19 protein-coding genes and 1 riboswitch are annotated in these 18,815 nt (G+C 36.9%); of the genes, 1 reads left to right on the forward strand and 18 read right to left on the reverse strand.

Going from position 1 to position 18,815, the window contains the following annotated elements:
• Positions 1-3: 3 nt before the first annotated feature.
• The 12 genes from rsmB to AAAT26_RS02725 form a co-directional block, all read right to left on the reverse strand.
• The gene (gene rsmB, locus AAAT26_RS02670) at positions 4-1,359 is read right to left on the reverse strand and encodes a 16S rRNA (cytosine(967)-C(5))-methyltransferase RsmB (RefSeq protein WP_288565176.1); all 1,356 of its coding nucleotides are present in this window, start codon (positions 1,357-1,359) and stop codon (positions 4-6) included.
• Positions 1,340-2,134 carry a DUF116 domain-containing protein gene (locus tag AAAT26_RS02675; protein WP_021148106.1) on the reverse strand — a complete coding sequence of 265 codons (795 nt, stop codon included), beginning with the start codon at positions 2,132-2,134 and terminating at the stop codon, positions 1,340-1,342. Before AAAT26_RS02675 ends, rsmB begins: the two co-directional genes overlap by 20 nt.
• On the reverse strand, positions 2,118-3,128 hold the full coding sequence (gene fmt / locus AAAT26_RS02680; protein WP_004695671.1) for a methionyl-tRNA formyltransferase: 1,011 nt from the start codon (positions 3,126-3,128) through the stop codon (positions 2,118-2,120). The genes AAAT26_RS02675 and fmt overlap by 17 nt, the downstream gene beginning before the upstream one ends.
• Positions 3,121-3,609: a peptide deformylase gene (def, locus tag AAAT26_RS02685; RefSeq protein ID WP_004695669.1), complete on the reverse strand. Its 489-nt coding sequence runs from the start codon at positions 3,607-3,609 to the stop codon at positions 3,121-3,123. The genes fmt and def overlap by 8 nt, the downstream gene beginning before the upstream one ends.
• A gap of 13 nt (positions 3,610-3,622) precedes the next feature.
• Complete coding sequence (gene priA / locus AAAT26_RS02690) at positions 3,623-5,806, reverse strand: replication restart helicase PriA (RefSeq protein ID WP_349208819.1); 2,184 nt, start codon at positions 5,804-5,806, stop codon at positions 3,623-3,625.
• A gap of 62 nt (positions 5,807-5,868) precedes the next feature.
• Positions 5,869-7,059, reverse strand: a complete 1,191-nt coding sequence (gene metK / locus AAAT26_RS02695) for a methionine adenosyltransferase (RefSeq protein WP_004695665.1) — start codon at positions 7,057-7,059, stop codon at positions 5,869-5,871.
• Positions 7,060-7,107: 48 nt separating this feature from the next.
• Positions 7,108-7,208, reverse strand: a riboswitch (SAM riboswitch).
• A 44-nt stretch (positions 7,209-7,252) separates the two neighbouring features.
• Entirely contained in the window at positions 7,253-8,917 is a 1,665-nt protein-coding gene (locus AAAT26_RS02700; RefSeq protein WP_316604006.1) for a SulP family inorganic anion transporter, read from the reverse strand.
• Between the two features lie 41 nt (positions 8,918-8,958).
• On the reverse strand, positions 8,959-10,164 hold the full coding sequence (gene coaBC / locus AAAT26_RS02705; protein WP_278457546.1) for a bifunctional phosphopantothenoylcysteine decarboxylase/phosphopantothenate--cysteine ligase CoaBC: 1,206 nt from the start codon (positions 10,162-10,164) through the stop codon (positions 8,959-8,961).
• Positions 10,165-10,216: 52 nt separating this feature from the next.
• Entirely contained in the window at positions 10,217-10,432 is a 216-nt protein-coding gene (gene rpoZ / locus AAAT26_RS02710) for a DNA-directed RNA polymerase subunit omega (RefSeq protein ID WP_004695660.1), read from the reverse strand.
• 4 nt (positions 10,433-10,436) lie between these two features.
• The gene (gmk, locus tag AAAT26_RS02715; RefSeq protein ID WP_004697194.1) at positions 10,437-11,066 is read right to left on the reverse strand and encodes a guanylate kinase; all 630 of its coding nucleotides are present in this window, start codon (positions 11,064-11,066) and stop codon (positions 10,437-10,439) included.
• A gap of 8 nt (positions 11,067-11,074) precedes the next feature.
• Positions 11,075-11,344, reverse strand: a complete 270-nt coding sequence (gene remA, locus AAAT26_RS02720) for an extracellular matrix/biofilm regulator RemA (protein ID WP_004695657.1) — start codon at positions 11,342-11,344, stop codon at positions 11,075-11,077.
• 14 nt (positions 11,345-11,358) lie between these two features.
• Entirely contained in the window at positions 11,359-12,240 is an 882-nt protein-coding gene (locus AAAT26_RS02725; RefSeq protein ID WP_012864304.1) for a YicC/YloC family endoribonuclease, read from the reverse strand.
• Positions 12,241-12,366: 126 nt separating this feature from the next.
• Here AAAT26_RS02725 and AAAT26_RS02730 point away from each other — a divergent pair, with 126 nt between their 5' ends.
• Positions 12,367-14,082 (forward strand): Rqc2 family fibronectin-binding protein, encoded by a 1,716-nt coding sequence (locus AAAT26_RS02730; protein WP_316059867.1) that lies wholly within the window; start codon positions 12,367-12,369, stop codon positions 14,080-14,082.
• A 162-nt stretch (positions 14,083-14,244) separates the two neighbouring features.
• Here the strand turns inward: AAAT26_RS02730 and AAAT26_RS02735 are convergent, their stop codons facing one another.
• The 6 genes from AAAT26_RS02735 to der all read right to left on the reverse strand — a co-directional run bounded on the left by AAAT26_RS02735 (position 14,245) and on the right by der (position 18,771).
• Complete coding sequence (locus AAAT26_RS02735; protein ID WP_004693228.1) at positions 14,245-14,712, reverse strand: hypothetical protein; 468 nt, start codon at positions 14,710-14,712, stop codon at positions 14,245-14,247.
• A gap of 11 nt (positions 14,713-14,723) precedes the next feature.
• A complete protein-coding gene (gene coaD / locus AAAT26_RS02740) occupies positions 14,724-15,215 on the reverse strand; it encodes a pantetheine-phosphate adenylyltransferase (protein ID WP_004693226.1) in 492 nt (163 codons plus the stop codon).
• A gap of 4 nt (positions 15,216-15,219) precedes the next feature.
• Positions 15,220-15,771 (reverse strand): 16S rRNA (guanine(966)-N(2))-methyltransferase RsmD, encoded by a 552-nt coding sequence (gene rsmD / locus AAAT26_RS02745; protein ID WP_316604007.1) that lies wholly within the window; start codon positions 15,769-15,771, stop codon positions 15,220-15,222.
• 67 nt (positions 15,772-15,838) lie between these two features.
• Positions 15,839-16,837, reverse strand: coding sequence for an NAD(P)H-dependent glycerol-3-phosphate dehydrogenase (locus AAAT26_RS02750; protein WP_316059864.1), 999 nt, complete (start codon positions 16,835-16,837; stop codon positions 15,839-15,841).
• Positions 16,838-16,840: 3 nt separating this feature from the next.
• Positions 16,841-17,437, reverse strand: coding sequence for a glycerol-3-phosphate 1-O-acyltransferase PlsY (gene plsY / locus AAAT26_RS02755; protein WP_008713826.1), 597 nt, complete (start codon positions 17,435-17,437; stop codon positions 16,841-16,843).
• Positions 17,437-18,771, reverse strand: coding sequence for a ribosome biogenesis GTPase Der (gene der, locus AAAT26_RS02760; protein WP_008600817.1), 1,335 nt, complete (start codon positions 18,769-18,771; stop codon positions 17,437-17,439). The genes plsY and der overlap by 1 nt, the downstream gene beginning before the upstream one ends.
• Between the last annotated feature and the right edge of the window lie 44 nt (positions 18,772-18,815).

The following is an 18,815-nucleotide window of genomic DNA, read 5'->3' on the forward strand; positions in this document are numbered from 1 at the left end:
ATATTATGATAAGCGTTTCATGCGAGCCATAAAGAAACCATCCATATGATCTCGCGGTGGATAGGTTGTAATCATACCATCTATAGCTTGTGGTGCCCCTTTATATGATACAGGATCGATGATAAAGTTCTTATGAATTGCCAAGAATTTATTTAGAACAGCTTCATTTTCACCACTATTCATAGTACATGTGGAATATACTAAATATCCATTAACCTTAACCATTTCAGAGGCTTTTTCTAATATTTCAAGTTGTAACGGCGGCAACTCAATAAGTAAAGACTCTGTTTTACGCCAACGCATGTCTAATTTCTTTTGTAATATACCTAGACCAGAACAAGGAGCATCAACTAAGACGCGATCAAATTGTTCTTTCCAATTATCAGGAAGATAACGACCATCTTGAAGCTTAGTAGAAATAATAGATACACCTAATCGCTCAGCATTTTGATTAATCAGTTCTAATTTATGGTCGTAAATATCACAACTCATAATAGCTCCTGTATTATTCATAAGACTTGCCATATGCATAGACTTGCCACCTGGTGCAGCACAACAGTCTAAGATACGCTCTCCTGGTTGAGGATCTACCACATGGGCTACTAACATAGATGCTTTATCCATAAAAGTAATATGACCTTCTAAAACAGGTTTAGCTTTTTCTAAATAACCTTGATGTCCATCAATATAAACTACTTCAGGAATATATGTATCCTGTTCTACAATCCAATCTAAATCTTCTAATTCTTTTAAACAATCCTCAATAGATACTTTCACTGTATTTATGCGAGCCGTCAAACGAGGTTGTTCATTAAACCAAGAACAAAGATCTACGGTCTTATCTTTTCCCATTTCTTTTATCCATAAGTTGACAAGCCATAATGGTTGATTGTAGATAAAGGAAATTTCTTCAGCTTCGGACTTAGCTAATTCACCGATAGAAATGCTATCACTTTCACGTAAAACCGAACGTAAAACAGCATTTACAAAACCAGATAAACCTCTAGTTAGCTTTTTGGCAAGTTTAACAGATTCGTTAACAGCCGCACTTTCAGGAACCTTATCCATATAGATAATTTGATAAATACCAAGTCTAAGAATTTCCACAACCATAGAAGATAGTTTCTTTAAGGGTCGCTTTGCAAAGTGAACAATAATAGCATCCAAGTAATTTTTTCTACGAATGACTCCATACACAAGTTCAGTAAAGAATCTTCGATCTAAATCGGATAGATGATATTTCTGTAAATACTCTTGCAACTTTATATTTGCATAAGCACCATTGCGATTAATTTCACTCAATGCTTTTACAGCGAGCAATCGAATATTTTGTTGTTGATTAGTCTTTACCTCTATCATTACTATTCCTACCAATCAATTGTTCTACTACTGCTCGAACACGTTCAGAATCGACTGTTGTATTACAACATGGCCCATTAGGACGTTCATTTAATACCCCAATAACTGGAATGGGAAATACATCAGCCATTCCACTTGCTAAATCTCGTTCGCAAGCTATTGCTACAATAGCTTTTGGCCGTGCCTCCTTTACCTTCATCCGCGCTAAGGTGCCTCCAGTGACAACTATAAATTGACAACCATAGTCCTTAGCCACTTGCAACAAATTACCAACCTGGCATCGCCCACACTGCTTACAATTATATACATCATGTGTAACCTTATGAACACACGAACTTTCTTGTAAACAGTGAGGAGTTAATAATAATATACGTGCTGGATCTACCGTATACATATCTAGCATTACTAAATGATTGATTAAATCAATCATAGACTGGCGGAGTTGATCCTTAGTAACCCCTCTCACCTTACCAATCGCCAAAGTTAATGGAAATAATCCATAAATAAACTGATTGGCTAGTCTTAAAACAATAGGATGTAACCGTATAATACCTGTGCTAGCAACAATTAAAGATAAGCACAAAATCCATATAATAGCAATAAGTATAGATATAACTACACTACTTATAATTGATGCAAATGGATGCAATTGTAAAAGTCCTGGTTCTAATATATACATTAGAAAGGCTAGTACTGCTGTGAGCAAAGCACATGTAATAGTTGATAAAATCAAGTATAACGGATACGTTTCGTACTGCTTATATTGAGTCCCCAAAAACGATACCTTCCTTTATTTGATGACCATTTATAAAATCAATTGCAGAAATGCGTTTTTTATTTTCTGGTTGGACTTCTGTTAATAGAATTATATTTCCATCACCACAAAATACACCTAAACCGGCTATTTTAGATACGATTGTACCAGGCACAGTTGTAGCTGATATAGCAATTGGTACATGTTTACCATGGACATCTATCAAACAGTGAGTCGTATCACTGGGAACCACTTCTCCAGACCATACTTTTAAACGTTTTCCATCGAGATATGTATAACATCCAGGTGCTGGATTAAGTCCTCTAATGAGATTTGCAATTTCATTAGCCGGCTTAGACCAGTCGATCTGCCCCATTTCCTTTGTAATCTTAGTAGTATGTGTAGCCATTGAATCATCTTGTGGTGTAGCCACAATTTCTCCATTAACCCAACGAGTTAATACAGGCACTATAGTTTCACCCCCCAGTACAGCTATACGTTCAAATAACTGTCCTGTCGTTTCACCGGGTAAAATATCTATCTCCACAATGTCAATGATATCACCTGTATCAAGTCCATCATCCATATGCATTATGGTAACACCCGTTTTAGAGTCTCCATTAAGAATTGCATAATGAATTGGCGCAGCGCCTCTATAACTAGGTAAAATAGAGGCATGAACATTAATACAACCATATTGCGGCAATCGAATAAGCCAAGGAGGTAAAATTTTACCATACGCAATAACAATCACTACATCTGGTTGTAATGCTTCTAATTCGGCTCTCACTTGTTCATCACGCAAAGTGACTGGTTGATATACAGGCAAGTCATGCTCTAAAGCAGCTACTTTTACAGGGGGCATTTGAACTTGTTTACCACGCCCTTTTTGTTTATCAGGCTGGCAATACACACCGACAATAGAATGACCAGCTTGAATCAAAGCCTCTAAGGTAGGCACAGAAAAGTCTGGTGTCCCCATAAAAACGATGCGTAATTGTTTATTATCAGACAATTTCTTTCTCCTCTGGATGATCAGTAATTAATCGTAAGTTAGTTGCTTTTTCAATAAACAAATGACCTTCCAAGTGATCAATTTCATGTTGGAAAATACGCGCCAAAAAACCTTCAGCTTTTATAGTTACCTTCTTATTATGTGGATCAATACCTTTAACGGTGACTTTATTAAATCGTTCCACATCTCCGAAATATCCTGGCACACTTAAGCATCCTTCAGGTCCAACTTGAGAACCTTCAGCATGAGTGATTTCAGGGTTAATTAGCGCAATAAGACCACTACCAGATTGGTCATCTACAACGATAATACGTTTAGCTACAGCCACTTGGGGTGCTGCAAGACCAACCCCTTCAGTCTTATACATAGTTTCAGCCATATCATCGATAAGGGCTCTAAGTTTTTTATTAACATGTTCTACAGGTTCCGCCACTTGTTTTAAAACGGGATGACCTGCTTTCACAACATCTAATACAGCCATTGATACTCCTACACTACACGGGATCCACGTCAATCAGCAGTCCTTCTTGCGTGAAAATCCATGAGTTATATATATATTCTTTCAAATTCGTTAAATCTGTACCGCGAATCATAATAGCTAAACGATACATATCGCGCACTTTTTTTATAGGCGCTTCATAAGGACCATTAATCAAAATATCCTGATTTCCTTTATAAGACTCCAAGTCATCGACAATACGATTTGCTATAGACTCTAATGTTTTCATATCTTGATGACGCACAACCATATGAATCATTTCGCGAAATGGAGGATATCCTAAAGCTTTACGGTTTTGAATTTCTTCATTGTAAAAGCCTATATAATCATGAGCCTTACTCTTTATTATAGCATAATTTAAAGGATTATATGTTTGTATTACAACGCTACCCGGTTTTTCACCCCTACCGGCACGTCCAGACGTTTGAGTAAGTAAATCAAAAGTTCGTTCTGAAGCTGTATAAACGGGAATATTCAAAACTGAATCGGCTGTTAAAATACCAACAGCTGTTACATCTTTAAAGTCATGTCCTTTAGATACCATTTGTGTTCCCAACAAAATATCATATTTATGAGCCCCAAAATCATGTAAAATATCTTCTGCTAATTGCTTATTTTTTGTCACATCTTGATCAAGACGAGCAATGCGGGCCGATTTAAAGTGACGACGTAACTCTTCCTCTACCTTTTGTGTGCCTGAACCAAAAAACTTAATCCTCTTACTATTACATTTGGGACAAACAGTTGGAATTGGTTCATGATGTTCACAATAATGACAACGCAATTCTTCACCAGCTTGGTGATAAACCATAGCTACATCACAATGAGGACACATAATAGTTTCCCCACAATCCCGGCACATAACAAAAGTACTATAACCGCGTCTATTTAACAGAATAATCATTTGATTATGCTCATCTAATGTATGTTGAATTAAGCGACTCATGGCATAAGAAAAAACGGAGTAATTCCCATGAAGAATTTCTTCCTTCATATCTACTATAGTAACCTTCGGCATAGGTTGCTCAAAAATGCGATTTGGCAACTCTAGTAAATGATACTCCCCTTGCTTAGCTTTATAGTACGAAGTAACAGATGGTGTAGCAGAACCTAAAATAACGGGACAACCATGTGCCTCAGCACGCCACAATGCCACGTTACGTGCATGATATCGAACCATATCCTCTTGTTTATAAGATGGATCATGTTCTTCATCGACCACAATAAGGCCGATATCCTCAGCTGGCGCAAATACGGCAGAACGAGCACCAATAATAATGTGACTATCCTTACGGCGCAAACGCTCCCAATTATTGTTCCGTTGTTGTACCGTCAATTTACTATGAAATACTACAACTTCGTCACCAAAAGTTTCTACAAATCGTCTCACAATTTGATCAGTCAATATAATTTCAGGTACTAAAATAATAGCCGTTTTATCCTGACTAATACATCTTGCTGTAGCACGTAAATATAATTGAGTCTTACCACTACCAGTGACACCATGAAGTAAAAAGGTTTTATGTTCATGGCTATTCATTGCATCTTGTATTGGTCCATATACAACTTGTTGAGCTTCAGTAAGAGGAATATTAACTTCTTCTGTTAAAAGCTCATCAAATGTTGTTTTTGTGGCTTTAAAACGAGCTTCAACGACAATACCTTTAGCTTCACTCACTTGTTTAATGACCATACGAGAATAGCCTTTAGCTAGCAGTAATGCCTTAGATGCTCCGCCCACTTCAAGTAAGTATTTTGCTAATTCTCGTTGTTTCTTTTTCCGTTCACTAAATTGTGCCACCGAAAATTCTGGCATAACTACTAACCATTCTTCCTTTGGTGCCTCGTAAGATTTTAATGTCTTATTCACTGTAAACAATCGCAATGCATCGCCATAAGAGAATAAATAATACTCATTTAGACGACGGGCCGTATCCATCATTTCCGGTGTAAACCAAGGTTCACTATCTAATACTTGCACAATATTTCGTAAAGTGAACTCTGGTGGCTCAACTAACTCGTCGTAACCAATAAGAATGCCTTCTTCACGACTATGTCCTAAAGGAATGAGTACGCGCGTACCAGGCAAAACATTACCAAACTTTTCAGGCATTAAATAGCTCAAAGATTTATGAAGTTGTTTGGCTGGTCTGTTAATTATAACTTGTGCTACGCGCATACATTATTTCCTTTCGTTTATTATAAAAGGTCTCAGTAGAAATTCTACCAAGACCTTTTGTATTATAAGCCAGCTTCTTCTTTTAGAATTTGTGCTTTATCTGTACGTTCCCAAGGTAAATCCACATCAGTTCTACCAAAGTGACCATACGCTGCAGTTTTACGATAATGAGGCTTTAACAAATCAAGCATTTCAATGATTCCTGCTGGACGAAGGTCGAAATGTTTTTTAACAAGCTCTTGAATTTTTGTTTCCTCTATGCGACCTGTACCAAAAGTATCAACTAAAATAGATACAGGATGAGCAACCCCAATTGCATAAGCAACTTGCACTTCACATTTATCAGCAAGACCTGCTGCTACAACATTTTTAGCTACATAACGCGCTGCGTATGCTGCAGAACGGTCCACTTTAGATGGATCCTTACCAGAAAATGCACCGCCACCATGACGGGCCATACCACCGTATGTATCTACAATAATTTTACGGCCAGTTAAACCAGCATCACCATGAGGGCCTCCAATTACGAAACGACCAGTTGGATTGATGAAGTATTTAGTATTTTCATCAACGAATTCAGCAGGCAACGCTGCGTCAATTACATAACGCTTCAAATCGGCTTTAATTTGTTCTTGGGTCACTTCAGGGCTATGTTGCGTAGAAATAACAATTGTATCAATGCGCTTAGGTTTACCATCAACATATTCTACAGTAACTTGAGTTTTACCGTCTGGACGTAAGTAAGTTAAAGTCCCATCCTTACGAACTTCTGTAAGTCGACGAGATAAACGATGTGCCAAGGAAATTGGCAAAGGCATGAGTTCAGGTGTTTCATTAGATGCATAGCCAAACATCATACCTTGGTCACCAGCACCGATTTTATCAAGCACTTCACCATTGCCATCTTTTGATTCAAGTGCTTCATCAACGCCCATGGCGATATCCGCAGATTGTTCATCGATGGATACAAGTACACCACAAGTATCACAATCAAAACCAAATTTTGCACGAGTATAACCAATTTCACGAATTGTATCACGTACGATGCGAGGAATATCAACATATGTGTGAGTAGAAATTTCACCTACTACATGAACTAAACCAGTAGTAACTAAAGTTTCACAAGCCACACGAGCAGTTGGATCCTTTTCAATAATCGCATCCAAAACAGCATCAGAAATTTGATCAGCTATTTTATCTGGATGGCCTTCAGTAACAGATTCAGAAGTAAAAAACATATGTTTTTCAGCCATTTTATCCTCCTAATACGAAAAAAGTCTCTCATGCACTCATGAGAGACCCTCCCATCTAACGACATTTGTCATAGGAATTAGCACCTTTTCCGCTTGGAATGGTTGCTGTAGCTTCACAGGGCCTATCCCTCCACTACTCTTGATGAGTTACAAAAATATTATAGTGTATTTACAGTGAGAAAGCAAGTCATTATTATACCTCTCTTGCCTCTTTTAAAGCTAAATCATGTTCGGCCTTATGAAGGGCACTTTCAAACTGACGATACATATGATGACGGCCCAGAATATCCAAGAAATCAGATTTATACATCTCTCTACGTATATCGTAACTCACATCACTAAGCAAAACTTCTATGCCTCTTTTTTGAAGTTCTTCAATAATACCTCGTAAAATACGTAAACCCGTTAAATCTACAAATGGTACTTTTACAAAACGAATGATTAAATATTTAGGATCTTTATGTATAGAGTTTAACGCTCTATCAAATGCACTTATAGCACCAAAGAATAATGGGCCTTCTACAGTGTATACCATTATTTCTGGATGGATTGTAATCTCATGCCTAATCTGTGCTGATAATTCGGCACTACTTGCTTCATGCACATCAATTGTATTAACCATTTTGCGCATGAACTGCAACACTGCAAGAACTACACCTACATTTACAGCTACTACTAAATCCGTAAAAATCGTCAGGAAAAAAGTAAGCAATAATATTACTTGATCTGGACGAGGTGCGAGAATAAGCATCTGTATGAAACGTGGTACATCACTCATATTATAGGCTACTACAAATAATATAGCTGCCATAGATGTCAATGGAATATATATTGCATATGGAGCTAAAAATAAAAGGATAGCCCCTAATGTAATGGCATGAACAATCCCTGCCACCGGAGAATTACCGCCTTGTCGAATATTTGTAGCAGTTCGCGCAATAGCACCGGTTGATGCAATTCCACCAAACAATGGCGCAAATATATTAGCTAATCCTTGTCCAAATAGTTCAGTATTAGATTCATGCTTGGTTCCACTCATACCATCAGCAACAACTGCAGACAATAAGGATTCAATAGCGCCTAGCATAGCAATTGTAAAAGCTGGACCAATTAAGGATAAGATTTTATCAAAGCTCAATTTGGGTACAGAAAATTCTGACAAACCTTGAGGTATACCACCAAAAGCACTGCCAATGGTTAAAACCGTAGGAAATTGGTAGATGGCTTGAATAACCGTAGCAACAACCATAGCTACAATAGGAGCTGGAACTTTATTGATATATGGGATTTTAGGTGAAACTAACAGTAGACTTAAGCTTAAGAGCGCAATACCCAATGTAGGTAAGTCAGAGTATGGTAAGGACTGAATCATAGCCCATAATTTTTCATGGAAATGAGCCATATACGGCAACTGCGGAAAGCCAAAGAAATATGGCCATTGCCCCACCCAAATTGTAACACCAATACCCGCTGTAAAACCCATAATAACAGGTGTGGGTATAAACCGTATAACCGTTCCTAACTTTGCAACGCTCATTAAAACGAGAATAATCCCTGCCATCATGGTCGCAATTTGTAAGCCTTCAAAGCCATAATTGACAACGATACTGCTCAATAGAACGATAAATGCCCCTGTAGGGCCCGCAATCTGAACAGGGGAGCCACCAAACAAGGATACAAATATACCTGCAATGATTGCCGTATAAATGCCCGCCTGCGGTGTAACTCCACTAGCAATAGCAAAGGCCATTGCTAAAGGCAGAGCCACAACCCCTACGACCAATCCGGCGATAATATTATTACTCCATTTTCCTTTTCCTAATGAGCCGTCTAAATATGCTTTTTGTATAGCAAACATGTAAGAAAAACACACCCTTTTTAAAACAACACACACAAGAATTAATTTATGTCAGTTCTGTTTGCTACTAAATCAATAACTTCTCTAAGGATATGTCGAGCAAGGTCAGATTTTTTCATATTAGGCATTTCTTTAGGCTCTTTATCAGGATATAAAAAATAGCCTTCATTCGTATCTACATTAAAACCTGCATTCGATTTGCTTACATCATTGGCTACAAGCATATCTAGATTTTTTTTAGCCACTTTATCCTGACCATACTTGATTACATGTTCTGTTTCTGCCGCAAAACCAACAAGAATTTGATGACTTTTTTTAGAGCCCAACCCTTGTAGAATATCTGGATTTTTTACAAGTTCTATGGTCATAGACTCCATTTTTTTTATTTTTTGCTCTGCTTTATGAAGGACTCTAAAGTCAGAAACAGCGGCAGCCATAATAACTACATTAACATCATTAAAACGAGCTTCAACAGCCTCCTGCATAGATACCGCGGAATCTACAGAAATAAAGTCTACGCCATTTGGTATAGGCAAGGATGTGGGAGCACTTACTAATATAACTTTAGCCCCCATGCGTGCAGCCTGTTCTGCAATGGCATACCCCATCTTACCGCTAGAACGATTTCCAATATACCGAACAGGATCAATACTCTCCTGTGTTCCGCCAGCTGTAACAAGTATAGTAGTACCTTCAAACTCATTGGTACTGCACATTTTAGCTTCTAGCCAATCCACAATTGCTTTGGGCTCCGGTAAACGTCCTACACCAGTGATGCCACAAGCTAACCAACCTTCTGCAGGGTCCATAATATGGTAGCCCAAAGAACGTAATCCTTCTAAATTGCGTTGAGTAATAGGATTATTATACATTTCTGTATTCATAGCAGGACAAAGGTACTTAGGTGCTGTGGTGGCCATAATTGTTGTAGTTAACATATCATCAGCAATGCCTGCATAAATTTTTCCGATCACATTTGCTGTTGCAGGCACAACTACATATGCATCTGCCCAAGTGGCCAGTGCAATATGTTCTACATCCCACTGATGAACTTGTTCAAACATTTCTAAAGCTACAGGATGTCCACTAATTTCACCAAATGTTAAAGGTGACGCAATATGCGTTGCATTTTGTGTCATTACAACCTTTACTTCAGCCCCTTTTTTACGAAGTCTGCTTACCACTTCAATTGCCTTATACGCTGCAATACCTGCAGATACTGCGACAATGATATGTTTTCCGCGCATGTTCTTCTCCTTTTAAAAATTCCTTGTATCAATGATACAAGGAATTGATTTTTTATTTAATGCCTTCTTTAGTGCGTTTATATGTCACTTCACCTTCAGCAATTTCATAAAATGCCAAAGATACAGGCTTGTCAGTCGCATGTGTAGATTCTGCTAAGCAAGGTTCGCCATCTGTTAATTCGCGAGCGCGTTTAGCCGCTAAAGTCACCAATGTATATTTGCTATCTACTTGGCTTTCCAATTTTTTTAATGGAGGTTTTACCATCATACTATCACTTCTCCTTAGACTCTTGATATTGTTTATAAATATATTGAATTTGCTCTTTATTACGACTAATCTTACAAGATTCAGCTCGCAAGATAGAAGCAACCTTTTCAGAAGCCTCTGCTAAATCATCATTTACGACGATATAGTCATAGCGATGAGCTAAGGCCAATTCTGAACAAGCCAATGACAATCGTTTATCAATGACTTCTTTAGCATCTGTGCCACGATTATGTAAACGTTCAGATAACTCAGATAGTGACGGCGGTACAATGTAAATAAATACAGCATCGCTAAAACGTTCCTTAACCTGCATAGCGCCTTGAATATCGATTTCTAATAGTACACTTTTCCCATCATCTAATAAATCCATTACATGCTGTTTTGGAGTACCATAGTAATTATCATATACCTTAGCATATTCTAAGAATGCGTCTTCACTAAGTAAAGACTCAAATTCATCTTTAGAGCGGAAGAAATAGTTAATTCCTTCCCTTTCACCCACACGTGGAGCACGGGTTGTCATAGAAACGGAATAAACTAAATTAGGCATTTCTTTACGAATATTCGCACAAATCGTACCTTTACCTGCGCCAGATGGCCCGGATATAACGATTAATAATCCTCTGTCTGACATATGCACTCCTATGATTCCACTGTATCTACATCCACATCATGTTGCACAAGTCGATGTGCTACGGTTTCAGGTTGAATTGCAGATAATACAATTTGACCACTATCCATAACTAATACAGCACGTGTCTTACGACCATATGTGGCATCAATGAGCAATCCCTTATCTCTAGCATCTTGAACCATCCGCTTTATAGGGGCGGATTCAGGACTAATAATAGCCATAACACGGTTAGCAGATACCATATTACCAAAGCCTATATTCAGTAATTGAATACTCATTCATAGACCTCCTATTACTCTACATTCTGTACTTGTTCTCTAATTTTCTCTAACTCACATTTAAGTTGAACCACAAACTCAGTAATAATCGAATCCATTGCTTTGGAGCCGATTGTATTTACCTCACGATTCATTTCTTGCAAAATAAAATCAATCTTACGACCGATTGAATTTGTATCTGCAAGTGTATTTTTTAATTGTACCACATGAGAGGTAAATCGGACAATCTCTTCCGTAATATCCGTCTTATCAGCTAATAGAGCAATTTCTTGTATAAAACGATCTTCACTAATACTCGCTTCTAAAGAAATTAAATATTCCTGAATCTTAGTTTTTATATGCTCCCGATATGCTTCTACAGCACCAGCTTTATTAGTGTCTATTTTAGTAATTATATATTCAAGTGTTCCGATACGTTCTAATAAATCCTGATTGATATGTTGACCTTCCGCAGTTCGCATTGCTATTAAAGCATCTAATGCTTGAGTAGTTGCTTCTTTTACAATATCTGAAAGTACCTCTTCAGCAATTGGTGTATCTTGTTGTTGAATCCATTCGTTAGAAATCGAATTTACAGCTTGTAAAGGTACCTTTTTGGGGTTATCATAGAACTCCTCTTGTACCAATAACTCTTGTATCTGCTTTCTCAATACACTATTAATAGTGAAAGTTTTAGGTCGCTCTCCTGCATCTAAAATAGAAACTGATACCTCAACCTTACCACGAGTAATGCGATCTTGTATCATTCCACGAATAATACTTTCAAAAGGATTCATTTGTTTTGGACTACGAATAAATAGATCCAAGAAGCGTGCATTTACGGACTTAATTTCTACAGTACAGGTAATACCATCTTTGGTTGCTGTGCCAGAACCAAAACCGGTCATACTTTTCATAAGTCATCCTCCTTAGTAGTTTTTATTATTGTACCACGAATTACACAATCCGTGTTAAATACTAAGAATTATATGTACACTATGGTATACTAAACTATACTTCTAAATATATTTGAAAGGAGTACTATGAATTTAGACGGACTCACCATGTCTGTACTTGCTAAAGAAATAAACGAGCGATTACAAACAGGTCAAATACAAAAGCTATATCAAATAGATAAAACTACATTATTATTTAAAATTCGAGCACTCAACGAAGACCAAAACTTGATCATTACCGTAGGTGCTACACCAGCAATGTATCTTAGTCAACCACTGCAAGATTTACCAAAAGAACCAAGCTCACTTTGTATGTTCTTACGAAAGCATATTGAAGGTAGCCGCATTGTAAAGGTGGAACAAATCAATGGCGACCGAATCATGTGCATCCAAACGGATAAACTTGAAATGGACGGTTCCATTACGAGTACATATATTTATGTTGAATTAATGGGCAAATATTCCAATTGTATTTTTGTACAAGACGGTATTATTTTAGAATCTTTAATTCACGTCTCTCCACTCATGAACCGTGAACGTTCTATTAGTCCAAAGCTACAGTATGATTTACCACCAAATGCTAATCGCGTAAGTTTAATGGACTTTGATAATAATGAAATAAAAAATCTACTTACTTCCTTTGGTAATGGTTCTGTGCAGCAATCTATTCGAGCTATCTTTAACGGTTTTGGTAAACCTTTATTGGATGAGCTTTTATATATTTCCAAATTAAGTGGTGAAGAAATCATAACTGATTTAGATACTTCTCAACTAGATACACTTGCTAAAGCCTTGTACGACCTCAAGGTAAAACTCGAAAATAGCAAAGGTTTGTTTACTTTAGTCAACGATAACAATAAAAAAGCTTACGCAAGTATTTTATTACATAACTATAAGGTATTAAAAGAATACAACACTATTTCTGAAGCCTTAGAGGAATCCATTCATAATACAAAAGCAATTCATACAGCTGATAAAGAGTTAGAAAAAATCTTAACAGCAGCCATCAAAAAGGAAGAAGGTCGCCATCAAAAGATCAAAGATGAATTAGAAGATACTAAGAAAATGGAAACCTATAAATTATATGGTGATCTTCTAATGATAAATGCACACCTTCAAGTGCAATATGAGCCTTCTATTGAATTGCAAAATCTTCTTTCCGAAGAAAACGAAATCTTAACTATTCCTTTAAAGCCAAACTTAACGATTGTGGAAAATGCACAATGGTATTATAAGCTTTATACAAAACTAAAAAATCGTATGGTTAGCGGCGAGTACCAACTCAATGCTAGTACCACAAAACTAGCATACTTACAATCCATTCTGTACAGTATCTCCTTAGCCACTACTCGTGAAAGCTTAGAAGAAATACGCAAAGAATGCATGGATGCAGGTATCATAAAAAAATCAAAAAAACCATTATCTTACAAGCTTGGCAAATCTAACTACATTCACTTAACAATTGATGAAGGTGAAATATTCATCGGTCGTAACAATCAACAAAACGAATATTTAACACACCGATTTGCAAAGCCAACTGACATTTGGTTCCATACACAAGATATCCAAGGTTCGCACCTTATTTTGAGACTCAATGTTGAGCCAGACGATATGATTCTATCTAAAGTAGCACAATATGCAGCCTACTTTAGTAAGGCTCGTGATACTAGTAAGGTTCCTGTAGATTATACATACATAAAAAATATCAAAAAGCCACCTGGATCTCCTTTGGGATTTGTTATTTTTAATACCCATCAAACTATGATTGTGGAACCTAAAAAACCAGAAAGCTATAGAGAATGATAAAAGCGAAGGTATCCCTTCGCTTTTATTTTTGGCTCATTATTTTGCTCACATTTTTTTACATATTGATCTGAAATTTGATATTACTTATCTTAAGTTTTCTATGGACTTTAAAATATAAAAAGAGGCTAGATATAATATGATATCTAGCCTTTGTTTAAACTATTGGTTTTCTTCTGTACGTTGTTCGGTTTGTTTCAAACTTTCACGATTTTGACGCAAGCTTTCCAATGTTTTCTCCAAGTTGTTTTCAACATATTTAAGAACATCACCAGCATATTGAATGGAGCTAGCTTTCAGCTCATCAGAGGATTGATTTGCTGCATTAATAATTTGATTAGCTTGTTCTTGAGCTTGTTTTACAAGTTCACTTTCAGCTGTCAATTTAGCAATGTAGTCTTTAGCTTGATCGATCAAAGTTTCAGCCTGACGTTGAGCATCAGCTAACACTTTATCTTTATCTGCTACAATACGACGAGATTCTTCAAGTTCCAAAGGTAAGGATTCCTGAATAGAATCAATAATACGCATAATTTCGTCTTCCTCAACCATACGTTTTGTAGTCATAGGAATACGGCTGCTAGATTCAATAAGAACCTCTAAATCTTCTAATAATTTTTCTGTTTTCATACAATTCACCCCTATTTATTATGGACCGTATTAAAGCGTTCTTCAAGTTTTTCCTTAACATCATCCGGAACAAGACCATCTAGCTTACCACCAAATTTAGCTAGTTCACGAATACCCGTGGAGCTGACAAAAGAGTATTTGTTATTTGTCATAATAAATACTGTTTCAATGTCATCATCCAAATATTTTGCAAATAATGCGCGCTGAAATTCATATTCAAAGTCGCTCAATGCACGTAATCCTCGAATAATAATAGTAGCATTCTTGGATTTAACATACTCATTGAGCAAGCCACCTGTACAATCAATTTCAACATTAGGAATATGTTTGACAGAATTTCGAATCATCTCAACCCGTTCTTCCATAGAAAATAAGGAATTTTTATTCGGATTTGAGCTGACAGCAATGATTAATTTATCAACCAATCGGCTGCCCCGTTCAAAAATATCAACATGTCCATTAGTAACTGGGTCAAAACTACCCGGACATACACCTATACGCACAGGTTTAGCTCCTTTCGGCTGTCTTTACAAAATAGGAAACTACCGTATAACCAAATTTCTGTTCTTTTATACATTCCCATAATTCTGGTAAGGTAAAAACCTCATCCTTATGATGTTCTAATAATAAAACACCTTCAGGTTTTAACAAATCATAGTTTACAACCAAATCTATGGTATCTTGTATAAATCCATTTTCATATGGCGGGTCAGAAAATATATAATCGAACTGTCGCCCTACCATATAATTTTTTAATTGTGAAAGTTTCCTCGGAATAATTTCTAACCGATCATCCACACGACAATGTTTAGCATTCTCTAAAATTAGTTTTCCCGTTTTAAAGTCCACTGCTACTGCATGTGCTGCACCACGACTTAAGGCTTCAATTGCTACTGCACCAGTGCCAGAAAATATATCTAGTACATCAGAACCAAATATACCTCTATTTGCTAATACATTAAATACACTTTCACGAACACGATCAAGTGTAGGCCTAGTATCTAATCCTTTAGGTGCTTTTATAGCATGTCCCTTAGCAGTTCCGCCAATAATTCGCATACAACCCTCACAAGATTATACTCATTAATTATAGTATATAAATAACCAAATTAAAAGTATCTTTTATTTATGATACTTCAATTTTAATATCACGCCCCATCAACTCAGCTAATGCTATGGATGGAGATTTTTTTTCGTATAAAACCTCATATAAAGCCTTCGTTATAGGCATTTCAATTTGATGTTTACAAGCCATTGTATAAATAATTTCTGTTGCGAAAAATCCTTCTACAACCATATTAGTATGATTAACAATAAAATCCATAGTCTTACCCTCGGCTAGTTTTTGACCAGCCGCACGGTTACGACCATGTGGGCTCATACAAGTAGCAATCAAATCCCCCATACCAGCAAGACCAGCATAGGTTTCTTTTTTGGCCCCTAAGGCCACCCCAAATCGAGTCATCTCATGAAGACCACGTGTTAATAGTAAAGCCTTACAATTATCCCCTAAAGCTAAACCATCTGCAATACCAGCTGCAAGGGCAATGATGTTTTTCGTGGCTCCTGCTAGTTCAACACCAATCATATCAGTATTTGCATAAATTCTAAAATTTTGACTACATAATGCCTTTTGCAATGTTGTAGCTACCTCTAGGCTTTCAGTACTCAGCACAGATGCAGCAGGTAAGTTGCGACCAACCTCTTCTGCATGATTAGGTCCAGACAAAACCGCTAAATTACACCCTATGGTAGCAAGAACCTCTTTCATCACAATCGTCAAAAGTTTGCCACTGGTTCGTTCTACACCTTTTGAACATAGAATATAGGCTTGATTTTTATGAGCATACGGTTTAATAGCCTCTAAACTGGTACGTACATGTACAGAAGGAGTAACCATTAATACCACTTCAGCATTACTAATACAAGCCTCTAAATCAGAACTATATTGTAATTCTTCTGGAAGTTTTACACCTGGTAAATAGTCTTTATTCTCTAAGTCTTTTGCAAGTTTATCCGCAAATTCTGGACGACGACAATATATAGTTGTAGTATTTCTAGCTAAAACGGATTTAATAGCAAGGGCCGTCCCCCAACTACCAGAGCCGATAACAACAACATTCATTCTTTAATCCTTTTTAATACGCTCTACTTTTAACTCATTTCCAGCAAGTAGACGCTTAATATTATCCCAGTGACGTACAATGACAAACAAAGCTGCTAATCCGCCAAAGCCAACAAACCAGAAGGATTCTCCAGTGAAATACATCAGTACTGGTACTAATGCAGCGGCAATGATAGAGCCTAAAGATACAAGTTTAGTGAAGTATACGATAACACCCCATACCAAAAAGCAAATCAATGCTACTATTGGTGAAAGAGCAATAAGTACACCTAAACCCGTAGCAACGCCACGACCACCTTTAAAGCCCAGAAAAACAGACCAGTTATGCCCCATCATTCCAAGAATACCACCTAAGATCATAAACATAGGCCCATAGGGTGAGAGTAGCACTACTCCTACTGCCCCTTTTAAAGCATCACATAGAAATACAGGTAAGGCTGCTTTAAGACCTATAACACGATATGTATTAGTAGCGCCAATATTTTTAGAGCCATATTGCCGTACATCTGTATTAAAGAAAAACTTACCTATAATTAATCCACTAGGAATCGAACCGATAAGATATGATAATACAGCATATACAATAATCATAATATCCATTAGTCTTCATCATCCCGTTTCTTGCCACGTAATACTAAACGAATCGGTGTTCCTTCAAAACCAAAGGATTCACGCAATCGATTCTCTAAGAAACGCATATAAGAGAAGTGAATTAGCTCTGGTTCATTTACAAATAAAATGAATGTAGGCGGCTTAACACTAGCTTGCGTCATATAATAGATTTTTGGAATTCTACCATTGCGAGACGGCACAGGATTTACGGTTTGTGCATCTTGTAATAATTGATTTAACGTCCCTGTAGATACACGACGGTATTGTTGTTCAGATACGAACTTCAACATATCAGCTAAACGATGAATACGTTGCTTAGTTAAAGCAGAAGCAAACAGGATAGGTGCAAACTGCAAGAAACCTAATTCATCATAAATATCTTCAGTAAAACGCAATGTTGTTTTGTCATCTTTTTCAACAAGATCCCATTTATTTACAACAATCACTACACCCTTGCCAGCTTCGTAAGCGTAACCTGCAATTTTTTTATCTTGTTCTGTAACACCATCTTGAGCATCTAGTACAAGGACTACAATATCAGCACGATCTACTGATCGCAAAGAACGAACAATACTATATCGTTCAACGGCTTCTTCGATTTTAGACTTACGACGCATACCTGCTGTATCAATAAGTACAAACTTTTGATTCTCATGAGTCCAATACGTATCAATAGAGTCTCGAGTAGTACCTGCTACATCAGATACAATTACACGATCTTGTCCTAACAATGCGTTAGTCAAAGAAGATTTACCCACATTTGGACGACCTATAATAGCAACATGAATAGTATCTTCATCATCTACATTAGTACCTACTGGAGGAAAATGTTTTACAGTATCATCCAATAGATCACCTAAATTCATAAGATTTTTAGCGGAAATACCAATGGGGTCCCCCAAACCAAGATTGTAAAATTCATAAATATTCGGTTCTTGATTTACACTATCAATCTTATTAACTACGAGTACAACAGGTTTTCCACTAGCTCTAAGAATATTTGCGACCTCTTCATCAGCAGGTACAATACCTTGTTTACCATCAACGACAAATAGAATTACATCTGCTTCTTCAATTGCTAATTCCGCTTGTAGTCGCATCATCTTAGGAATAACATGACTATTGTCAGTAATGAACTCGATACCACCAGTATCGATCATTGTAAACTCACGATTTAACCACTCTGCATCGAAGTAAATACGGTCCCTTGTCACACCAGGAATATCTTCAACGATAGAGATACGTTTATTAACAATGGCATTAAAAAGTGTAGATTTACCTACGTTTGGACGGCCTACAACAGCCACTAATGGTTTTGCCATAGTTTCACCTCATTATCTAATCTAATACATTACTATATTTTATC

Origin of the sequence: Veillonella parvula, from assembly GCF_040094895.1 — a bacterium.
In the GTDB taxonomy this organism is placed as follows: Bacteria; Bacillota; Negativicutes; order Veillonellales; family Veillonellaceae; genus Veillonella; species Veillonella parvula_L.